This is a genomic window from Microbacterium sp. LWH11-1.2, assembly GCF_038397745.1.
GTDB lineage: Bacteria > Actinomycetota > Actinomycetes > Actinomycetales > Microbacteriaceae > Microbacterium.
In genome coordinates, this window is sequence record NZ_CP151636.1 from 214,390 (window position 1) to 233,484 (window position 19,095).

Genomic DNA, 19,095 nt, shown 5'->3' on the forward strand with positions numbered 1-19,095 from the left:
CTGGGGCCCGCATCACCACCACCCACAGAAAGGAACACAGCATGAACCGTCGTCTTATCGTGCGCAGCGTCGCCGCGAGCGTCGCCACCGCTCTGGTCGGCCTGAGCCTGGCAGCGTGTGCCAGCACCGGCACGCCCGACTCCGGAGAGAAGGGAGCGGACGCCGTCGAGAAGGCCCTGGAAAAGGGAGGCGAGATCACCTTCTGGAGCTGGAGCCCGTCCGCCGAGAAGCAGGTCGACGCCTTCGAGAAGGCCTACCCGAACGTCAAGGTCGACTTCGTCAACTCCGGCGGCGCGAACGACAGCAACCTGAAGCTGCAGAACGCGCTGGCCGCGGGCAAGGGCGCACCCGATGTCGTCCAGCTCGAGTACATGTCGGTGCCGCAGTTCGTCCTCGCGGACGCCTTCGTCGATCTCACCGACTACGGCTTCGCCGACTTGAAGGATCAGTACTCCGAGTCCTCCTGGACCAACATCAGCCAGGGCGGCATCTGGGGCCTTCCCCAGGACTCCGGCCCCATGGCGCTGTTCTACAACAAGGCGACGTTCGACAAGTTCGGCCTCACCGTTCCCACGACCTGGGACGAGTACATCGACGCAGCCCGCAAGCTCCACGCCGCCGACCCGGAGTACTACATCACCAACGACTCCGGACTCGACGGCGGATTCGGCTCCGCGATGCTCTGGCAGGCAGGCTCCAACGCCTTCCAGGTCGACGGAGACAAGGTCACCATCGACCTGCAGGACGAAGGCGCCCAGCGCTATGCCGAGAAGTGGGGGACGCTCGTCAAGGAGGGCCTCCTCGACGGCATCGGCGGATGGAGCGACGAGTGGTTCGACGGTCTCTCCAGCGGGAAGATCGCCACTCTGGCAGCCGGCGCCTGGATGCCCGGCGTCCTGGAGTCGGGTGCCTCCGACAGCGCCGGCGACTGGCGCGTCGCGCCCATGCCGACCTACGACGGCGGGGCCCCCGCGACGGCGGAGAACGGTGGCAGCACGGAGGCCGTCACGAAGCAGTCCAAGAACCCTGCGCTGGCCGCCGGCTTCCTGAAGTGGCTGAACTCTTCGGATGAGTCGATCGGCATCTTCGTGGACGGCGGCGGCTTCCCCGCCACCGTCGCGCAGCTCGAGTCGTCCGAGTTCCTCAACGCGGAGCCCGAGTTCTTCGGCGGGCAGCAGATCAACAAGGTGCTCGTGGACGCGTCCAAGTCCGTCGTGCCCGACTGGCAGTACCTGCCGTGGCAGGCCTACGCGAACAGCATCTACGGCGACGCCATGGGTCCGATCTACACGAGCAACGGTGACGTCGCCGACGGCCTGAAGGCCTGGCAGGACGCGAACATCAAGTACGGCGAGACGCAGGGCTTCACCCTCGGAAAGTGACATCCGAGAGAGGGTGTGGGCTGCTCGCCACGAGCGGCCCACACCCTCTCTTCGGTAGAAGGAGGACACAACAATGACCGCCGCACGCTTCTCGTACGACGACGAGACGTTCCGCCTCGATGGCGAACCCTTCCGCATCGTCTCCGGCGCCCTGCACTACTTCCGTGTGCATCCCGACCAGTGGGCCGAGCGGATCGCGATGGGTCGCCTCATGGGGTTGAACACCATCGAGACCTACATCCCGTGGAACGCGCACAGCCCGATGCGCGGAAGCTTCGACACCGAGGGCGGCCTCGACCTCGGGCGATTCCTCGACCTCATCGCCGAAGCCGGAATGCATGCCATCGTCAGGCCCGGTCCCTACATCTGCGCCGAATGGGACAACGGAGGGCTTCCGCACTGGCTCATGGCGATCCCCGGGATCCGCGTGCGCTCCTCCGAGCACCACTACCTCGAGGCTGTCACCGAGTACCTCGAGTCTGCTCTCGCCGTCGTCGCCCCGCGTCAGATCGACGCCGGGGGCCCCGTGGTGCTGATGCAGGTGGAGAATGAGTACGGCGCCTACGGCGACGACTCCGACTACCTTCGCACGCTCGTGGACATCTACCGACGCAACGGCATCACCGTTCCCCTCACGACGGTGGACCAGCCGCGCGACGGCATGCTCGAGCGCGGGAACGTGCCTGGCCTGCTGGCGACGGGATCTTTCGGCTCCCGTGTGCACGAACGCCTCGCCGCGCTGCGCACCCACCAGCCGACCGGGCCGCTCATGTGCTCGGAGTTCTGGTGCGGGTGGTTCGATCACTGGGGCGGCTTCCACCACGTGACGGATGCGGAGGAATCCGCGCGGAGTCTCGACAGCATTCTCGAGGCCGGCGCCTCCGTGAACATCTACATGCTGCACGGCGGCACGAACTTCGGCCTCACCAACGGCGCGAACGACAAAGGGGTGTATCAGCCGACGGTGACGTCGTACGACTACGACGCCCCGCTCGATGAAGCGGGCCGACCCACCGCCAAGTTCTGGCGCTTCCGGGAAGTGATCGCCCGCCACGAACCCGTCCCTCCCCTTCCCTCGGATGCACTCGGCTCTTCGGACTTCGTGGTCCCCGCATCCGTCTCCCTGCAGGGGGTGGGAGCACTCGATCAGGTCGCCCCCGCCGAATGGAGCGTCTTCGGCGACCTCCCGACGCTGGACGATCTCGGCTCGGCCAATGGCTTCATCCGCTATCGCGCCTCACTCTCCGCCGGCGATGAGCCGACTGTGCTGCAGTTCGCCGACGTGCGTGATCGCGCGTGGGTGTCCCTCGACGGAACGGCTGTCGGCGTGCTCTCCCGATCGGCGGGCGAACGTTCGATCACGCTCCCCCGAGGAACAGGCGTGCTCGAGGTTCTCGTCGAAGACGAGGGGCGGGTCAACTACGGTCCTCGGATCGGCGAGCCGAAGGGCCTCATCGGTCCGGCCGTGCTGGCCGGGCGGGAGATCACCGGATGGGAGGCGTCCGTCGTCCCCCTGACGGACCTGCCGACCCTGGCGGAGCGCTCGACCTCGACCCTCTTCCCGCTGAAGGCGGGGCTCATCCGGGCTGAGTTCGAACTGGATGCGCCGACGGATCTCGCTCTGCACACCGGCGATCTCGGATGGGGCGTGGCGTGGATGAACGGGTTCAACCTCGGAAGGTTCCGTCCCCGCGGCCCCCAGCGGACGCTCTACGCGCCCCGCCCCGTCACTCGACAGGGCACCAACACCGTCCTCCTGTTCACGCAGGAGCCACCCCGATCACGCCAGCTGACATTTCGTCCGACTCTCGACCTAGGGCCCGTGGATGACTGATCCCTCTCCTCGCGTCATGTACGGCGGTGACTACAATCCCGAGCAGTGGCCCGCCGCCATCTGGGACGAGGACGTGCGTCTCATGAAACTCGCCCGGGTGTCGACGGTGACCCTCGCGGTCTTCGCATGGGCCCAGCTCGAGCCCGAGCCCGGTCGCTACGACTTCGCCTGGCTCGACGATGTGCTCGATCGTATGCACCGCGGCGGCATCCGGGTGATCCTCGCGACGGCGACCGCGTCACCGCCCGCCTGGCTCGCCCACCGGTACCCGGAGTCGCTGCCCGTCTCGATCGACGGCGTCAGGCTCGCTTTCGGCTCTCGTCAGCAGTTCAGTCCGAGTTCGGCGGCGTACCGCCACCATGCGATGCGACTGGTGACCGAGCTCGCCGCACGGTACGCTCAGCATCCGTCCCTAGTGGGATGGCACGTCGGAAACGAGTACGGCAATCATGTGACCCGCAGCTACGACCCCGAGTCGGCGGAGGCGTTTCGGGGGTGGCTGCAGGATCGCTACGGCAGCATCGAATCCCTGAACGCCGCGTGGGGGACGACGTTCTGGTCGCAGACCTACCAGAGCTTCGCCGAGGTCGGCGTCCCCTCCGCAGCTCCGATGATCCGCAATCCCACGCAGGTGCTCGATTTCGATCGCTTCAGTTCCGATGCCTTGCTCGACCTGTACCGCGCCGAGGCGGAGATCATCCGCTCCTACGCGGGGGACCGGGCTGATACGCCGATCACGACCAACTTCATGGGCTTCTTCAAGGACGTCGACTACTGGTCCTGGGCCCCGCACGTCGACGTCGTCTCGGACGATCTCTACCCGGATCCCGCCGATCCGCGCAGTCATGTGCTGTCTGCGGCGGCACGAGACCTGATGCGGTCTTTGGGTGGAGGCAGACCGTGGCTGCTGATGGAGCAGGCGACCTCCGCCGTCAACTGGCGTCCGCCGAACGTGCCACTGGCCGACGGACGCCACCGTCTGAACTCGCTCCAGGCCGTTGCCCGGGGCGCTGATGCCGTCCTGCACTTCCAATGGCGTCAGTCGGCCGCCGGCGCCGAGAAGTTCCATTCCGCGATGCTCCCGCACGCGGGCGAGGACACCCGTGTGCATCGCGGTGTCCGTGCTCTCGGCGCAGAGCTGAGCGAGCTCGGTGATCTCGTCGGCGAGGGCGTCTCCAGCAACGTCGCACTGTGCTTCGACTGGGACTCATGGAGAGCGATCGAACAGGACGGCACCCCGGTGAGGGTGGACTACCTGGACACCGTCCTGCGCTTCTACGAGGGTTTCCTCCGTCGCGGGGTCACGGTCGACTTCATTCATCCGGAAGCCGATTCGACAGGCTATTCGCTCGTCGTCGCGCCCGCGACGCACGTTCTCTCCGATGACGCAGCGCGAGCGCTGGCGGAGGTGCCGGGTCGTGGGGACACGCTCGTCGTCACATATCTCAGCGGTGTCGTCGACGAACGGCTCCATATCCACCTCGGCGGATATCTGGGAGGCGACGGCCCCCTGCGCAGCGCCCTCGGCGTGCGTGTCGAGGAGTTCGCGCCGGCCGCCGACGGGTCCCCCTTCACGCTCACGGGAGATCTGGCGGGCAGATCAGACTTCTGGCAGGAGCTCATCAGGACCGAGGATCCGCGGGTCGAGGTGGTGGCCTCCTTCGCGGACGGATTCGCAGACGGTTCGCCGGCCGTCACCGTCAACCGCAGGAGCGGACAGGGAGCAGCGTGGTACGTGGGCACCCGGCCCTCGACCGCGCTCATGGACGACCTGGTGGCGGCCTGGCTCGACGACGCCGGCATCAAGGCGCCTCTCGCCGAGAGCATCGCCGGTGTGGAGACCGTCGTGCGCGGCGGGCGGCGTCTGATCGCCAACCACACACCGGATGTCGTGACCGTCGTCGTGTCAGGGCACCGCATCGACCTTCCCGGGTACGGCGCCGAGTGGATCTGCGTCGCCCCCGAGGACCAGACTCACACGATTGGCAGCTGAATGGCACGTCTCGACGACACGGAGGACCGCGCCACGGGCGCGGGCTATCTCTATGTGCATTTCAAGCGCGAGAGCGAAGACGGGGAGCAGATCTACTTCGCTCTGAGCGACGGCGATGACCCGCTCCACTTCGATGACCTGAACGGTGGTGAGCCCGTTCTGCGCTCGACGCTCGGTCAACGCGGAGTCAGGGATCCGCATATCGTCCGGTCGCCGTCCGGCGACCGGTTCTACCTGGTCGCCACAGACCTGCGCGTGTACGCCAACGACGACTGGGATCAGCTCGAACGGCACGGCAGCCGCTCGATCATGGTGTGGGAGTCCGCGGATCTCGTGCACTGGGGGGAAGGCAGACTCGTCGAGGTCGCCCCCCAGGAGGCCGGGAACGCGTGGGCTCCGGAGTCCATCTGGGACCCCGAGCAGAACGCATTCCTCGTGCACTGGTCTTCGAAGCTCTACGACGATGCCGAACACGAGGGAGAGAGCTATCACCGCATCCTCTACGCGACCACTCGCGATTTCCGCACCTTCTCCGCGCCGCGGGTGTGGATCGACAGAGGATGGCAGACGATCGATGCCACGGTGATCGAGCACGGCGGACTCTACTACCGATTCGTGAAGGACGAGCGGCATCGGACGGCGACCAGCCCCCACGGCAAGTCCGTCTTCTCGGAGACCTCCTCGTCGCTGACCGGGGACGAGTGGACGCCCCTGACTGAGGGCATCGGACTCGACGCCATCCGTCAGGGCGAGGGTCCGCTCGTGTACAAGTCGCAGACCGAGGATCGGTGGTTCCTCTGGATCGACGAGTTCACCGCCGAGCGACGATACGTCCCGTTCGAGACGGCTGATCTGACCAGCGGGAGATGGGCGCTCGCCGACGATGTGCGGCTGCCGCGGGATGCCTGCCACGGGGTCGTGCTGCCGGTGACCTCGGAGGAGTACGCGCGTCTTCGCGAGGCGTGGAAGCCATAGCCTCCACAGCAGGAAGAACTCGTTGCTCTCATCCTTGCGCTCACCAGGGACCTGCTGTCGCCGCTGTCCTCCTCCGAGCAGCACGTCCTCATCGGCCTGTTGGGGAAGGTGGCCGCGGCGAGCGCCTGAGCCCTCACTGCTCGCCGTCGGAGCCGGCGTCGGAAGCGGGCGGATGTTGCGCCCGAGTTTCTCTCGCGACTCGGGCGCAACATCGGCGCGAGCGTTTCAGGCGACGAGATTCTCTCCTATCCATTCGCGGAGGGTGGTGGTCGGGATCCCGTGGCGCGCGTTGAAGGTCGCCGCCTTGTCCCAGGCCACACCACGCCCCTGCGCGAAAGCCGCCCGATACTTGCGGGTCATGTCGTCGGGGTCTGCGGCGAGTTCGTCCATGAGGAGCGGCTCCGACCACACCCGCAGCTCGAACGGGCGGCCGAGCATCTCCTCCAGCGTCGTCGCAAGCTGGGCGTAGGTGATCGTGTCTCCGGCGACGTAGACGATCTCATCGCGGATCCTCGGCTCGGCGAAGAGGATCTCGGCGGTGAGCGCGCCGATGTCTTCGGGGGTGGTCACGGTGACGGCCGTGTCGGCGGTCCCGAGCGCGTTCACCGCGTCGTTCGAAAGGTCCACCATTCCCGACCCCGGCTCGAAGAGGTAGTTCATGAACATGCCCGTGGAGATGATCACCCACTCGGTGCCGTCCTGCGATCGGAGCAGGTCCCGTACGTCGAGCTGCGAGTCGAAGATGTCCTGGGGGCTGCCGCGACCGATGACGTCGAAGTCGACGCCGAACTGCCACGGGAAGTATCGGGGGAGCTTCGCCTGCAGCGCCGCCCGCGCGACCTTCATGGGAGCGTCGAGCCCGGCGGTGATCCCCGTGCACCCGATGACCGTGTCGTAGCCCGAGAAGATCTGAGCGAGGTCGTCGACCGTGCTCTCCACCAGGTCGCCGGGGACGACCCCTATACCGAGGCTGCGGATCTCGGCGACATCGCGCTGCTTCGCGGTCACGGTCGACTCGATGGTGCGAGGACGCAGCAGCACGTCTACCGACGAACCCGGCACGGCGGCCGCTCTTCGGGCGACGTTGCGCAGGACGGGCATCCCCAGCTCACCCGCCCCGATGACGAGGATCCTCCGCGACGTTCCTGTCCAGTCGCTCATCGACATGTGTCTTCCTTTCTTCGGCGGCCCGCAGTTCGGGACACGGCGCACGAACACCAATGTAAACTTTGACATCACTGTCAAGGTCAAATTCATCTCCATCGAGGGTCGAAGAAGGGCGCGCCACCATGAGGATCAGCGAGGCTGCCGAAGAGATCGGGGCTCCCGCGCGGATGCTGCGCTACTACGAGCAGCAGGGGCTCATCGAGGCGTCGAGGTCGGGGAACGGATATCGCGACTACACGGAGGAGCAGATAGAGAACGCCCGCCATGTGCGAGCCCTCGTCGAGGCAGGGCTGTCCACGCGAATGATCAAGATCGTGCTGAACATCGAGGCGTCCTCGCCGGAGCACCAGACGGGAGCACACAACCGAACCTCGGCTGAGGAGCTGGCGAGGGAGTTGCGTGTGGTGGAGAACCGCATCGTATGCCTGGAGAAGAGTCGCGAGGCTGTCATCGACTACCTTCGGCGTACCGGCCACACCGATCTGCTCTCGGCGACCACGCCCTGACCAGCGCAGGCGGAGAGCTCTCGGAGAGCGGGCAGGCATCCGCGCACTCCCTCTAAACGGTGCCGAATGCGTGCGCCAGCTTGATCGGCACGACGACTTCCGATGCGAGGAAGGCGAGAAGTGACGCAGCGCGCGACGGGTCAGCGGATGCTGTCGCCACGACGCCCCCGAAGACGGTGTCGATCGCGGCATCGTCGGGCATCACCCCGAGGATGCGCACGCCGATCTGCCCGACCAGCTCGCTGAGCTGCTGGAACCCCAGATCGACCTCCCCGTCTGCGAGGAGCGCCGCGACCGGAACGCCTGGGCGCGCCTGCACGAGGCGGTCGCCGAACTCGTCGGCGAAGCCCCATTCATCGATCATGCGCAGCAGCGCCGTCCCGCTCGGGCCGGTCGAGTAGCCGATCCGTTCCGCCGCGCGCAGCGCCTCGCGCAGGCCGGCCGCGTCGTCGAAGGCCGGTCCGAGCGGGAGCTCCGCAGGACCGGTCGAGCCGGACCGCACCGCCACCGCGACCTGCGACACGACGAGCGGCATCACCGTGCTGGCGTCCACGTGCCCGCCGACGGCGAGTCGGCGCAGGGCGCTCTCGGCGAGGAACACCAGGTCGAACCCCTCCCCTGCCGCGACGCGTCGCTCGGCGTCGACGCCGCCGACGGATTCGACGATGACCTCCGCGCATCCCGCCGAGGCGGCCGAAGCGACGAGGTCGGCGAGCAGATGCCGGGTCGCCATGGACGAGATCGCCTTCACCCTGCCTCCTCGAACGCTTCGGTGTCGACATCGGCTGCGGGGCCCGAGGCGTAGCGAGGGCCGGAGATCGTCGCGGTGCAGATGAGGTCGCCGGCCCGAGCCAGCAGAACCGGGTCGATCACGAGATCCATCGCCGCGCGGTCGTCGCGGAGGTGGTCGGGGTTCGTGGTGCCCGGAATCGGAATGACGTGATCACCGCGCGACATCACCCACGCGAGGGCGAGCTGTGCCGGCGTGCATCCTGCCTCTGCGGCGAGCGCACGCCAGCGCGGCAGCAGCGCGGCGTTCGCCGGCCAGTGCTCGGGGCGGAAACGGGGCATGGTGCGGCGGATGTCGTTCTGCGCCAACGTCGACGGATCAGCGACGCTGTCGCTGAGGAATCCGCGAGCCACCGGGGAGAACGCGACCAGTGCGATGCCTGCGTCACGCGTCGCGTCCAGCATCCCGAGCTCCGGGTTGCGACTCCACAACGAGTACTCGTTCTGCACCGCGGCGATCGGTGCGACCCGCTGCGCCTCGCGCAGCCTCGCGACCGACACCTCCGAAAGGCCGATCGCGCCGATCTTGCCTGCGTCGATGAGCGCGGCGAGCGCGCCGACGCTCTCACCGATGGGGACCGAGCGATCCCACCGGTGCAGGTAGTAGAGGTCGATGCGGTCGACGCCGAGCCGCGCGAGCGAGGCGTCCACCTGAGCCCGCAGCGTCTCCGGCCGCCCGTCGATGGTGCGGATGCCGTCGATGAGCGCCATGCCGCCTTTGCTGGCCAGCACGACGTCGTCCCGGCGCCCCGCGATCGCCCGTCCCACGAGCTCCTCGTTACGACCTCCGCCGTACAGCGTGGCGGTGTCGAGCATTCCGACTCCCTCATCGAGAGCGACTCGAAGCAGGCGGATCCCTTCCTCCTCCGAGGGTGGGACCCCGTAGGCGTGGCTGAGGTTCATGCAGCCGAGGCCGAACCGCGGCAGCATCACGCGAGCTGCGCCTCGAGCGCCCCGAGCACGCGGTAGCAGTCGATGACCTGGCGCAGCGAGGAATTCGGCTCCCGCCCGTCGCGGATAGCCGCGACGAACTCACGATCCTGCAGCTCGATGCCGTTCATGCTCACAGCCACCGTCGAGACGTCGATCTGCTCCTCCGCACCCGTGAACAGGTCGTCGTATCGCGCGACGTACGTCGCGGTGTCGCCGATGTAGCGGAAGAACGTACCGAACGGCCCCTCGTTGTTGAACGACAGCGAAAGCGTGCAGATCGCCCCGGTCTCGCTCTTGAGCTGGATCGAGAGGTCCATCGCGATGCCGAGCACGGGGTGGATCGGGCCCTGCATGGCATGCGCGTCGACGATCCGTCCGGACTGATAAGCGAAGAGATCGACCGTGTGCGCCGCGTGGTGCCACAGCAGATGATCGGTCCACGAGCGCTTCTCGCCTCTGGCGTTCGTATTCGTGCGCCGGAAGAAGTACGTCTGCACGTCGAGCTGCTGCACCGCGAACTCGCCGGATCGGATCCGCTCGTGCACGAACTGGTGCGAGGGGTTGAAGCGGCGGGTGTGGCCGACCATCGCGACGCGATCGGACGCGTCGGCGACGGCCAACGTCGTCTCCGCGTCGGCCAGCGAATCTGCGAGGGGTATCTCCACCTGCACGTGCTTCCCCGCGGCGAGCACGGCCTGCGTCTGCGCTGCGTGCAGACCGGTGGGCGTCGCGAGAATCACCGCTTCGACGTCGTCGCGGCGGAGCACCGCGTCGAGACCCACGACAGCGTGTGCGACGCCGTACTGTGCGGCGACCGCATCCGCCTTCTCCTGCGAGGTCGCGCTGACGACCGTCACCTCGGCGTCGTGGATGTTCGCGAGGCCGTCGAGGTGCTTCATGCCGAAAGCGCCGTTGGCGCCGACGACGGCGACGCGGATCTTGTCGTTCATGCGGAGTCCTCACGTGCAGGGTTGCTCATCACGAGATGGCCGACCGCGGTGTTGGATGCAGGAACATGGTAGAACCTGTGGTCGGTCGAGGGCTCTCCGCCGCCGAACTGATCGTCCATCGCACCGCGGGCGATGAGCCAGTCGACCAGTTCGATGCCCTCCGACCCCGCCTCGTCGACGTACTCCATGTGCGGCCATTCGGTGAGCCCGAGCGGGTCGGCGATCAGGTGGTCGAGGAACGCGTTGTCCCACTCCTTGTTGATGAGCCCGGCACGCGGACCCTGCAATTGGTGGCTCATGCCTCCGGTGCCCCAGATCTGGACGTTCAGCTCCTCGCCATCCCATTTGTCGATCGCGCGGCGCAGGGCCTTGCCGAGCTCGTAGCACCGGCGACCGGACGGCACCGGGTACTGCACGACGTTGACGGCGAGGGGGATGACGCGCACCGGCCACTCCTCGACGTCGCCGTACACGAGCGACAGCGGTACGGTCAGACCGTGGTCGACGACCATCTCGTTGACGAGGGTGAGGTCGAAGTCGTCCTGGATGATCGACTGCGCGAGATGCGCGGCGAACTCCGGAAATCCCTTCACAGCCGGGACCGGTCGCGGTCCGTAGCCCTCGTCGGCGACCGGGTACTCGGCTCCGGTGCCGAGCACGAAGGTCGGGATGATCGAGGCGTCGAACGCAGTGGCATGGTCGTTGTAGACGAGGATGACGACGTCTGGAGTGTTCTCCTCCGCCCACCTCCTGGTCCAGCGGTATCCGTCGAAGACCTTCTTCCAATACGGCTCCTCGGTCTTGCCGAGGTCCATCGCGGCGCCGATCGCCGGGACGTGGGAGGTGAACAGCGCCGAGGTGTAATGGGCCGGCGCATCGGGCCGCATGGTCGTGGCCTTCTCCGCGGACGGGGGCGTCCACCCGTCGAGGTCCTTCAGGCGGTTGCCCTCGGGGCGCCGTCCGCCGCCGATCATCATGTCGCGGTACGCCGCCTCGCTCATGCCCGTCATGGACCCGGCCATCTGCTGGAAGCTCAGACCGTGCGTGGCGCCGATCTTGCTGAGGAAGTAGATGTTGCCGCCCTCGGCGATCATGGTGTTCAGATCCATGTCGAGCACGGCCTGACGCTGCACCGGGTTCAACGGCCACTCATCGAGGTATCCCGCCTGGTCGGCGAGGAAGCGCTGACGGTTCTCCGGCTTCATGAGCGACATCGAGAACTGGTTGAGGTGATAGCCCTTGCGGGCCTGCTCCGCGTCGTAGATCGTCGTGCCGGGGACGTCCTTGTACGGCTTGTCGAGTGCCATGGTCATGCTCCTTCGTCGCTCGCGGACTCGCCCCAGTAGAGACGGCGCGGGTTGTCGACCAGGAGCCTCCGCTGGAGCTCGGGGGTCGTCGCGATCTGCGGGATGTAGTCGACCAGCAGCCCGTCGTCGGGCATGTGGTCCTTGAGGTTGGGATGGGGCCAGTCGGTGCCCCAGAGCACACGATCGGGGAACTCCTCGACCACGCGTCGGGCGAACGGCACGACGTCTGTGTACGCGTGCTGCTCGCCGTCGAGAGCGCGCGGACCGCTGATGCTGAGCCGCTCTGGGCACGACACCTTGGTCCACACGTTGTCGTTCTCGCGCAGGAAGCGGAGGAAGAGCTCGAACTCGGGCCCATCCGGGTCCTTCGAGACATCCGGGCGCCCCATGTGGTCGACGACGATGTCCGTCGGGATGCGGGAGAAGAAGTTGTAGAGCTCGGGAAGGTCTTCGGCCTCGAAGTAGATGACGACGTGCCAGCCGAGAGGGGCGATCTTCGCGACGATGTCCTCGAGGGCGTCGGTGGGAACCCGGTCGACGAGCCGCTTGACGAAGTTGAAGCGCACTCCGCGCACACCCGCCTCATGCAGCTCCGCGAGCTGCTCGTCGGACACGTCGCGGCGGGCGGTTGCGACGCCACGCGCGCGCCCCTCACTGCGAAGCAGCGCATCGACAAGGGCGCTGTTGTCGGCGCCATGGCACGTCGCCTGCACGATCACGTTGCGGTCGAAGCCGAGCCGGTCGCGCAGCGCGAAGAGCTGGTCGGCGGACGCGTCGCACGGGGTGTACTTGCGCTCGGGCGCGTACGGGAACTCGGCTCCCGGGCCGAAGACATGGCAGTGCGCGTCGACCGCGCCGTCCGGCATCCGGAAGCGCGGAGCAGAGGGCCCGTCGTACCAGTCGAGCCATCCTGGAGTCTTGTCGAACCCGCCCGTCGTCTCTCCGTGTGTAGTGTCGTCGTGCGCCATCTCAGTCCTCCACGTACTCCAGGCCGGCTGTCGCGAGCGGAGCGCGCATCCCGTAGAGATCGAGACCGAGGACGCCCTCGCGGAACTGTCGGCGCTTCGACTCTTCGTTGTCCTCACGTGCACGGCTCGCGTCTGCCACTGCCCCGACGAGCGCGCGCGGCACGACGACCACCCCGTCGACGTCGGCGACGACCACGTCGCCGGGGTTCACGAGCGCGTTGGCCGCGACGACCGGCACGTTGACCGAGCCGAGCGTCGCCTTGACCGTGCCCTTGGAGTTGATCGCGCGCGAGAAGACCGGGAAGTCCATGCGCTCGAGGTCGGCGACGTCACGCACACCGCCATCGATCACGAGGCCCTTGCAGCCGCGGGCGGTGAGCGAGGTCGCCAGCAGCTCGCCGAAGAAGCCGTCCTCGCTCTCAGTCGTGCAGCCCGCGACGATCACGTCTCCCTCTTGCACCTGCTCCGCTGCGACGTGGAACATCCAGTTGTCGCCCGGCTGCAACAGCACGGTGACGGCCGGACCGCACAGCGTCGCGCCGTGGTATGCGGGGCGGATGTAGGGACGCATGAGCCCCACTCGGCCCATGGCCTCGTGGATGGTCGCGACGCCGAACTCCGACAGCCTGGCGACGTCGTCGGGGTCGGGGCGCTCGATACGGGTGCGGACGATGCCGAGGTCGTTGAGTCGCATGGTGATTCCTTTCACAGCCCGCGTGCGGTCAGGGCACGGTCGAGGCGCGGGTACACGCGGCGCGCGTTGCCCTCGAAGACCGCGAAGCGTTCGACGTCGGTGAGGTTCGGGGTCGCGTCGACGTACCGCTTGGTGTCGTCGAAATGGTGGCCGGTGCGCGGATCCGTGTCGCGTACCGCGCCGATCATCTCGCTCGCGAAGAGGATGTTGCGCGCGGGGACCACCTGCGTCAGGAGGTCGATGCCCGGCTGGTGGTAGACACACGTGTCGAAGAAGACGTTGTCCAACAGGTGCTCCTCGAGCTCGGGCTTGCCCAGCGCCATCGCGAGCCCGCGGAAGCGACCCCAGTGGTACGGGACCGCACCTCCGCCATGAGGGATGACGAGCTTGAGGTCGGGGAAGTCGCGGAACAGGTCGCCCCTGATGAGCTGCATCACCGCGGTGGTGTCGGCACCGAGGTAGTGGTCACCCGTGGTGTGGAACACGTCTGGCCGACAGGTGGTGCTCACATGCACCATCGCCGGGATCTCGTACTCCACGAGCTTCTCGTAGACCGGGTACCAGGAGCGATCGGTCAGCGCTGGCGCCGACCATCTCCCTCCCGACGGGTCGGGGTTGATGTTGACGGTGACCGCGCCGAGATCCTCGACAGCACGGGTGAGTTCGGCGACGGTCGTGCGGGGGTCGACGCCGGGCGACTGCGGCAGCATCGCGCCGGGAAGGAACCGGTCGGGGAAGAGCTGGGCGACCCTGGCGACGAGGTCGTTGCAGATGCGGGCCCAGGTCTCGCTCACGGCGAGGTCGCCGATATGGTGCGCCATGAATGAGGCACGAGGGCTGAAGACGGTGATGTCGCTCCCGCGGTCGTTCATGAGGCGCAGCTGATTCGCCTGGATCGTCTCGCGGATCTCGTCATCGGTGATCCGGAGAGCGGCGGGATCCGGAGCCTCGCCCTCTCTCTCGGCGAAGGTTATCTGCAGCTCGCGCCACGCCCCCAGCGCGGTAGGGGCGGTCGTGTAATGGCCGTGGATGTCGATGATCACCGCGGGGCGTCCTTGTCGCTGGAGGGCTTTCCTCCGACGGTAGGGCGGTCATGATCTGCAGTCCAATAGATGATGGAGAAGCCTTGTATCGATAGCATCTATTCGTGGGAACCGTCGATCTGAACCAGTTGCGCACGTTCGTCGTGCTCTACGAGTTGCGCAGCGTGACGGGAACGGCCGAGAGGCTGCACGTCACCCAGCCCACCGTGAGTTATACGCTGCGACGGCTGCGCGAGCGATTCGGCGACGACCTCTTCCGGCGCGAGGGGCACGACATGGTGCCCACCGCCCGCGCCACAGCTCTGTTCGGGCCGCTGCACGAAGCGCTCGCCCAGATCGACTCGACAGTCGACTCCGACGCCGACTTCGAGCCGACCGGCTTCACCGGAGCGCTCGCCTTGGGGCTCACGTCGATCGGCGAGCAGACCTTCCTCCCCCCGATCATGGCGGCACTGACGCGCGAGGACGCCCGCCCCCGCATCACGGTCGAGAGACTCGACGCCGACCAGGTGGAGGACGGCCTCACCCGAGGAAGCATCGATCTCGCGATGACGGTGTCAATGATCGGCAGCCCCCGGCTGTGGCGCACGCACGTCCGTGCTGTCGAGTACGTCGCGCTCTCCTCTACGGCTCATCCGCTGCCTCCGACCGCACCGGACATGTTCGACGGCCGGCACTTCGTGCGCGTGTCGGCTCGGGGCGGACACGTGTTCCCGCATCAGGCCCTCATCGAGCACGGTCTCATGCCGCAGGTCGTGCTCACCGTCGAGGAGTACGCCACGGTGCCGTCGGTGGTGCAGACGACCGACCTCGTCGTGCTCCTGCCCCGCCATGTCGCGGAGGTCTTCTGCGGGTGGTTCGACGGCCTGGCTATCAGCGACCTCCCCTGGCCCGCGCAGAGCACACCGGTCTCGCTCTACACCCGCCGCGGGGCCGCGCTCTCGCCGGCGCAGCGGTGGTTCCGCGGCCTCGTGCACGATGCCGTCAGCACCGAGGAGTACCACGCGGCGAGAGAGACGCGCGACTAGGAGTGCATCGTGCGGTTCCAGCTCGCCTTCGCCGGGGCGAACGGGCTGCGAATGCGGATCGACCACGTCGAATGCGGATGGATCGAGAGGATCGCACCCTCGTACCAGGAGCGCGCCTCGTCGTCGAGGGTCGCGATCACGGCATCCTTGTCGACCTCGTCCTCCGGGCGCGGACGGAGGGCCTTCCACACGAGCTGGACCTCGGGGGCGCCGGTCGGCACGCCGTCGAGGTCGAGCACGGCCCGATCCCACGGCAGGGACAGCCGCGGATCTCGCTTGTAAACCCAGGCGCGGGGGGAGCCGTCCTCGACATTGACCTGCAGCACCCAGACTCCGCGTTCCTCGTCCTGGAGCAGCACGGGGTGCGGATCGGCGTCGGCAGGCGCCGTGTCGAGCGGGACGACGCACCCCTCGACGTCGGAGAGCGTCCACGCGGTGACTCGCGCAGGCAGGGCATCGACGAGCGCGGACAGGTCGACGGCGGCGACGCTCACATCGGTGTTCGGGCGCGTCCGGATCTCACGCCCCAGCCAGCGATCGAGCGCGGCTCCACCGGAGAGCCACCAGCGTACGGGCACCCCGCCGAGCAGGCCCGCGATCGAGTCGACGTCCGCTGGCATCCAGGGCGTCGAAGACGCGAGCACGGGAGCGGTCATGCACCGAGGCTACCGCTCACAGGTCGCCGAGCGACACGGGAGGCGTGCAAGACTGCCGGAATGGCGAACTCCCCCTCCGGCGACTCGATGACGGATCGCATCGTGCGGGTCCTCGACACGTTCGCGGCCGACCGGACGACGCAGACGGCGACGCAGATCGCGCGTCGTGCGAATCTGCCGCCGGCGACCGCGCACCGCATCGTGGGAGATCTCATCGCGGCCGGGCTGCTCGAGCGCGATGAGGAGATGCGGGTGCGGCTGGGCATGAGGCTGTGGGAGCTCGCGCTGCGCGGATCGCACGCGCTCCGGCTGCGTCAGGTCGCACTGCCGCACATGGAGCGCCTGCAGGACATGATCCGCGAGCACACCCAGCTCGCCGTGCTGGAGCAGGAGGAGGCGCTGTTCCTCGAACGGCTGTCTCATCCGGACGCCGGCGCCAACATCACCCGGATCGCGGGACGCCTCCCCCTGCACGCATCGTCTTCGGGACTCGTCCTCCTCGCCTTCGCTGCCCCTGAGCTCCGTGAGCGTGTGCTCCGGGGCCCCCTGCGCGCCGTGTCACGTGAGACGATCACCGATCCGTCGGTGCTGCGCGGCGTGCTCGCGACGGTCCGCCGCCAGGGGGTCGTGATCGCGGTGGGATCAATCGAGGCCGTGTCGACCGGCGTCGCGGTGCCAGTGCGGGAGCGCGGTCAAGTGGTGGCCGCCCTTTCCGTCGTGCTGCCCCGCGATTCCCGGAGCGACCCCGCCGTGGCGGTCCTGAAAAACGCAGCGGCAGCCATCGAGAAAGACCTGCACCCCGGCTAGATCTCATTCAATGGGATTCTTCGGTGCGCGCGGCAGGTGGTCGCGCACACTGATCGGCAGAGCGGACGCACCGGCGCCGCCGTCGAAGGAGACACCATGATCACCTCGATCCGAACCCGCGTCGCGATCGTCGGAGCCGGGCCGGCCGGCCTCATCCTGTCCCATCTCCTCGCCGAGGGCGGGATCGACTCGGTCGTGATCGACCAGCGCTCACGCGAGGAGATCGAGTCGACCATCCGGGCCGGCATCCTCGAGCAGGGCACCGTCGACCTGCTGACCCGCATCGACCCCGGCACCCGTGTGCACACCGTGGGTCATCGCCACGACGGGATCGAGCTGCGCTTCCAGGGCGAGGGGCATCGCATCGACTTCCCCGGCCTTGTCGGTCGCAGCGTCTGGCTCTACCCGCAGCACGAGGTTCTCAAGGATCTGCTCGAACTGCGCGTGCACGCAGGTCAGGATCTTCGACTAGGCGTCACGGCGACGCGCATCGAGGGAGCTGGGACCGACGCACCACGCCTCATCGCGACCGATGCGGACGGGTCCGCGGTCGAGATCGACGCCGACTTCGTGGTCGGGGCCGACGGCTCCCGCTCGGTCGTGCGCCCGGCGGTCACGGGCGGGACGACAAACGGCTACTTCCGCGAGTACCCCTTCGCGTGGTTCGGCATCCTCTGCGAGGCGCCGCCGAGCGCAGACGAGCTGATCTACAGCAACTCCGACAATGGTTTCGCGCTGATCAGCCAGCGCAGCCCGCTCGTGCAGCGCATGTACTTCCAATGCGCTCCGGACGCCGACGCCCAGGCTCTCAGTGATGCCGAGATCTGGAGCACGCTGCAGTCCCGCGTCCCCGGCACCACCCTGCAGGAGGGGCGCATCTTCCAGCGAGACGTGCTGCGTTTCCGGAGCTTCGTCGCGAGCGAGCTGCGGCGCGGACGTGTGGCCCTCGTCGGCGACGCTGCGCACACCGTGCCTCCCACCGGAGCGAAGGGCATGAACCTCGCCGTCGCCGACGTGGTGCTCCTTGCCGAGGCTCTGACGTCGTTCCTCGGGCGGCGCGACGAGAGCCTCATCGACGGCTACGCGGAGCGGGCGCTCCAGCGCATCTGGAAGGCGCAGCATTTCTCATGGTGGATGACGAGCATGCTCCACACCGCGACGGATGCCGACGGATTCGATCGCCGCCGCCAACTCGGCGAGCTCCGCTCAGTCGTCGACTCCGAGGCGGGGCGCGCCTACCTCGCCGAGGCGTACACAGGATGGCCGGCGTCCTGATCGCGGCCCCGACGGCGATCATGCGCGCCGCAAAACGTGCCGGACATCCGCTCACACCGGTTATGACGGGCCCGCGAGCGCGTACGGCGATGCTGAGCTCCGGCTCGACTTGGCGACCATATGCGGGCGGGTGCGGACTCCGACGCTCTGGAACCCACCGATCGGAGGTCAGCATCGCCGAGCACGGTGCAACACCTGTCGCGCTTGTCGAGCGCGAGCAGAGTCCGGCCCTCCACGACCTTCTGAGCGGTGCTCTGGTCGCTTCGGGCCAGGGCTTGATCCACGGTATCCCCTTCACCGGGGTGGAGTCGACGTTCGCCGAGATGGCGACGCATCCGATCCCGATGTGGCCCCCGATCTTCGGCTACGAGGCAGAACATGCGTACGACGACATCCGCGTTCTGGCGATCGAGCCTGCCCTCACCATCCCGGTTCATGTCGTGGCAGGGCCCATGTCGGCGAGGAGATCACGGAGACGATGCTCCGCTCATGCCAAGGCTCGGATATCTAGTGGTGCAGCCCTCGAGGCAGGACTTCAGACGGATCCGCTGAGCATCTGTGCGTACCCTTCCCGGAACGATGGGTAGCGGAGTGCACCGACGAAGTCGTGCATCAGATTGCCGTGGAGCACCGTTCCACCACCGCTCTCGCCCTCGGCGTGCGGCGGGGGCTCTATGCCGAGGCTTTCAGCGATGAAGGTCACGACTTCGCCCATCGCGATGGGCTCTCGATCGACCGCATGGACAAGCGGGGGGCGCGTTCTCGGCTCGGAGCATCGTGTACAAGAG

Annotated in this window: 18 protein-coding genes; 8 read left to right on the forward strand and 10 right to left on the reverse strand. The window is 67.6% G+C overall.

The annotated features are described in order from the left end of the window. Positions 1-41: 41 nt before the first annotated feature. From MRBLWH11_RS01010 to MRBLWH11_RS01025, 4 genes are all read left to right on the forward strand, one after another. Positions 42-1,382, forward strand: coding sequence for a sugar ABC transporter substrate-binding protein (locus MRBLWH11_RS01010; protein ID WP_341940317.1), 1,341 nt, complete (start codon positions 42-44; stop codon positions 1,380-1,382). Between the two features lie 73 nt (positions 1,383-1,455). Continuing rightward, complete coding sequence (locus MRBLWH11_RS01015; RefSeq protein ID WP_341940318.1) at positions 1,456-3,216, forward strand: beta-galactosidase family protein; 1,761 nt, start codon at positions 1,456-1,458, stop codon at positions 3,214-3,216. Continuing rightward, the gene (locus MRBLWH11_RS01020; RefSeq protein WP_341946382.1) at positions 3,209-5,209 is read left to right on the forward strand and encodes a beta-galactosidase; all 2,001 of its coding nucleotides are present in this window, start codon (positions 3,209-3,211) and stop codon (positions 5,207-5,209) included. The genes MRBLWH11_RS01015 and MRBLWH11_RS01020 overlap by 8 nt, the downstream gene beginning before the upstream one ends. Further along, positions 5,210-6,184, forward strand: coding sequence for a glycoside hydrolase family 43 protein (locus tag MRBLWH11_RS01025; protein ID WP_341940320.1), 975 nt, complete (start codon positions 5,210-5,212; stop codon positions 6,182-6,184). It abuts the gene before it with no gap. Positions 6,185-6,409: 225 nt separating this feature from the next. Here the strand turns inward: MRBLWH11_RS01025 and MRBLWH11_RS01030 are convergent, their stop codons facing one another. Further along, complete coding sequence (locus tag MRBLWH11_RS01030; RefSeq protein ID WP_341946383.1) at positions 6,410-7,351, reverse strand: aromatic alcohol reductase; 942 nt, start codon at positions 7,349-7,351, stop codon at positions 6,410-6,412. Positions 7,352-7,473: 122 nt separating this feature from the next. Between MRBLWH11_RS01030 and MRBLWH11_RS01035 the strand changes: the two genes are divergently transcribed. Continuing rightward, complete coding sequence (locus MRBLWH11_RS01035) at positions 7,474-7,857, forward strand: MerR family transcriptional regulator (protein ID WP_341946384.1); 384 nt, start codon at positions 7,474-7,476, stop codon at positions 7,855-7,857. A gap of 52 nt (positions 7,858-7,909) precedes the next feature. Here the strand turns inward: MRBLWH11_RS01035 and MRBLWH11_RS01040 are convergent, their stop codons facing one another. The 7 genes from MRBLWH11_RS01040 to MRBLWH11_RS01070 are packed head-to-tail and all read right to left on the reverse strand — an operon-like array spanning position 7,910 to position 14,541. Next, the gene (locus MRBLWH11_RS01040; RefSeq protein ID WP_341946385.1) at positions 7,910-8,608 is read right to left on the reverse strand and encodes a substrate-binding domain-containing protein; all 699 of its coding nucleotides are present in this window, start codon (positions 8,606-8,608) and stop codon (positions 7,910-7,912) included. Beyond that, positions 8,605-9,576 (reverse strand): aldo/keto reductase, encoded by a 972-nt coding sequence (locus MRBLWH11_RS01045; RefSeq protein WP_341947870.1) that lies wholly within the window; start codon positions 9,574-9,576, stop codon positions 8,605-8,607. The genes MRBLWH11_RS01040 and MRBLWH11_RS01045 overlap by 4 nt, the downstream gene beginning before the upstream one ends. Next, positions 9,576-10,529, reverse strand: coding sequence for a Gfo/Idh/MocA family oxidoreductase (locus tag MRBLWH11_RS01050; RefSeq protein ID WP_341940324.1), 954 nt, complete (start codon positions 10,527-10,529; stop codon positions 9,576-9,578). Before MRBLWH11_RS01050 ends, MRBLWH11_RS01045 begins: the two co-directional genes overlap by 1 nt. Beyond that, positions 10,526-11,836, reverse strand: coding sequence for a protocatechuate 4,5-dioxygenase subunit alpha/beta (locus MRBLWH11_RS01055; RefSeq protein ID WP_341940325.1), 1,311 nt, complete (start codon positions 11,834-11,836; stop codon positions 10,526-10,528). The genes MRBLWH11_RS01050 and MRBLWH11_RS01055 overlap by 4 nt, the downstream gene beginning before the upstream one ends. Positions 11,837-11,838: 2 nt before the next feature. Further along, a complete protein-coding gene (locus MRBLWH11_RS01060) occupies positions 11,839-12,804 on the reverse strand; it encodes an amidohydrolase family protein (RefSeq protein ID WP_341946386.1) in 966 nt (321 codons plus the stop codon). A gap of 1 nt (position 12,805) precedes the next feature. Next, entirely contained in the window at positions 12,806-13,498 is a 693-nt protein-coding gene (ligK, locus tag MRBLWH11_RS01065; RefSeq protein ID WP_341940327.1) for a 4-carboxy-4-hydroxy-2-oxoadipate aldolase/oxaloacetate decarboxylase, read from the reverse strand. A gap of 11 nt (positions 13,499-13,509) precedes the next feature. Continuing rightward, positions 13,510-14,541 (reverse strand): amidohydrolase family protein, encoded by a 1,032-nt coding sequence (locus MRBLWH11_RS01070; RefSeq protein WP_341940328.1) that lies wholly within the window; start codon positions 14,539-14,541, stop codon positions 13,510-13,512. Between the two features lie 104 nt (positions 14,542-14,645). Between MRBLWH11_RS01070 and MRBLWH11_RS01075 the strand changes: the two genes are divergently transcribed. Next, positions 14,646-15,569: a LysR family transcriptional regulator gene (locus MRBLWH11_RS01075; protein WP_341940329.1), complete on the forward strand. Its 924-nt coding sequence runs from the start codon at positions 14,646-14,648 to the stop codon at positions 15,567-15,569. On the opposite strand, the gene MRBLWH11_RS01080 is transcribed toward MRBLWH11_RS01075, so the two are convergent. After that, positions 15,566-16,225: a hypothetical protein gene (locus MRBLWH11_RS01080; RefSeq protein WP_341940330.1), complete on the reverse strand. Its 660-nt coding sequence runs from the start codon at positions 16,223-16,225 to the stop codon at positions 15,566-15,568. The genes MRBLWH11_RS01075 and MRBLWH11_RS01080 overlap by 4 nt on opposite strands. 60 nt (positions 16,226-16,285) lie before the next feature. Here MRBLWH11_RS01080 and MRBLWH11_RS01085 point away from each other — a divergent pair, with 60 nt between their 5' ends. Both MRBLWH11_RS01085 and MRBLWH11_RS01090 read left to right on the forward strand, forming a co-directional pair. Continuing rightward, a complete protein-coding gene (locus MRBLWH11_RS01085; RefSeq protein WP_341940331.1) occupies positions 16,286-17,032 on the forward strand; it encodes an IclR family transcriptional regulator in 747 nt (248 codons plus the stop codon). Positions 17,033-17,128: 96 nt separating this feature from the next. Beyond that, a complete protein-coding gene (locus MRBLWH11_RS01090; RefSeq protein ID WP_341940332.1) occupies positions 17,129-18,307 on the forward strand; it encodes a 4-hydroxybenzoate 3-monooxygenase in 1,179 nt (392 codons plus the stop codon). A gap of 535 nt (positions 18,308-18,842) precedes the next feature. Here the strand turns inward: MRBLWH11_RS01090 and MRBLWH11_RS01095 are convergent. Next, positions 18,843-19,010, reverse strand: coding sequence for a hypothetical protein (locus tag MRBLWH11_RS01095; RefSeq protein WP_341946387.1), 168 nt, complete (start codon positions 19,008-19,010; stop codon positions 18,843-18,845). Positions 19,011-19,095: the final 85 nt, after the last annotated feature.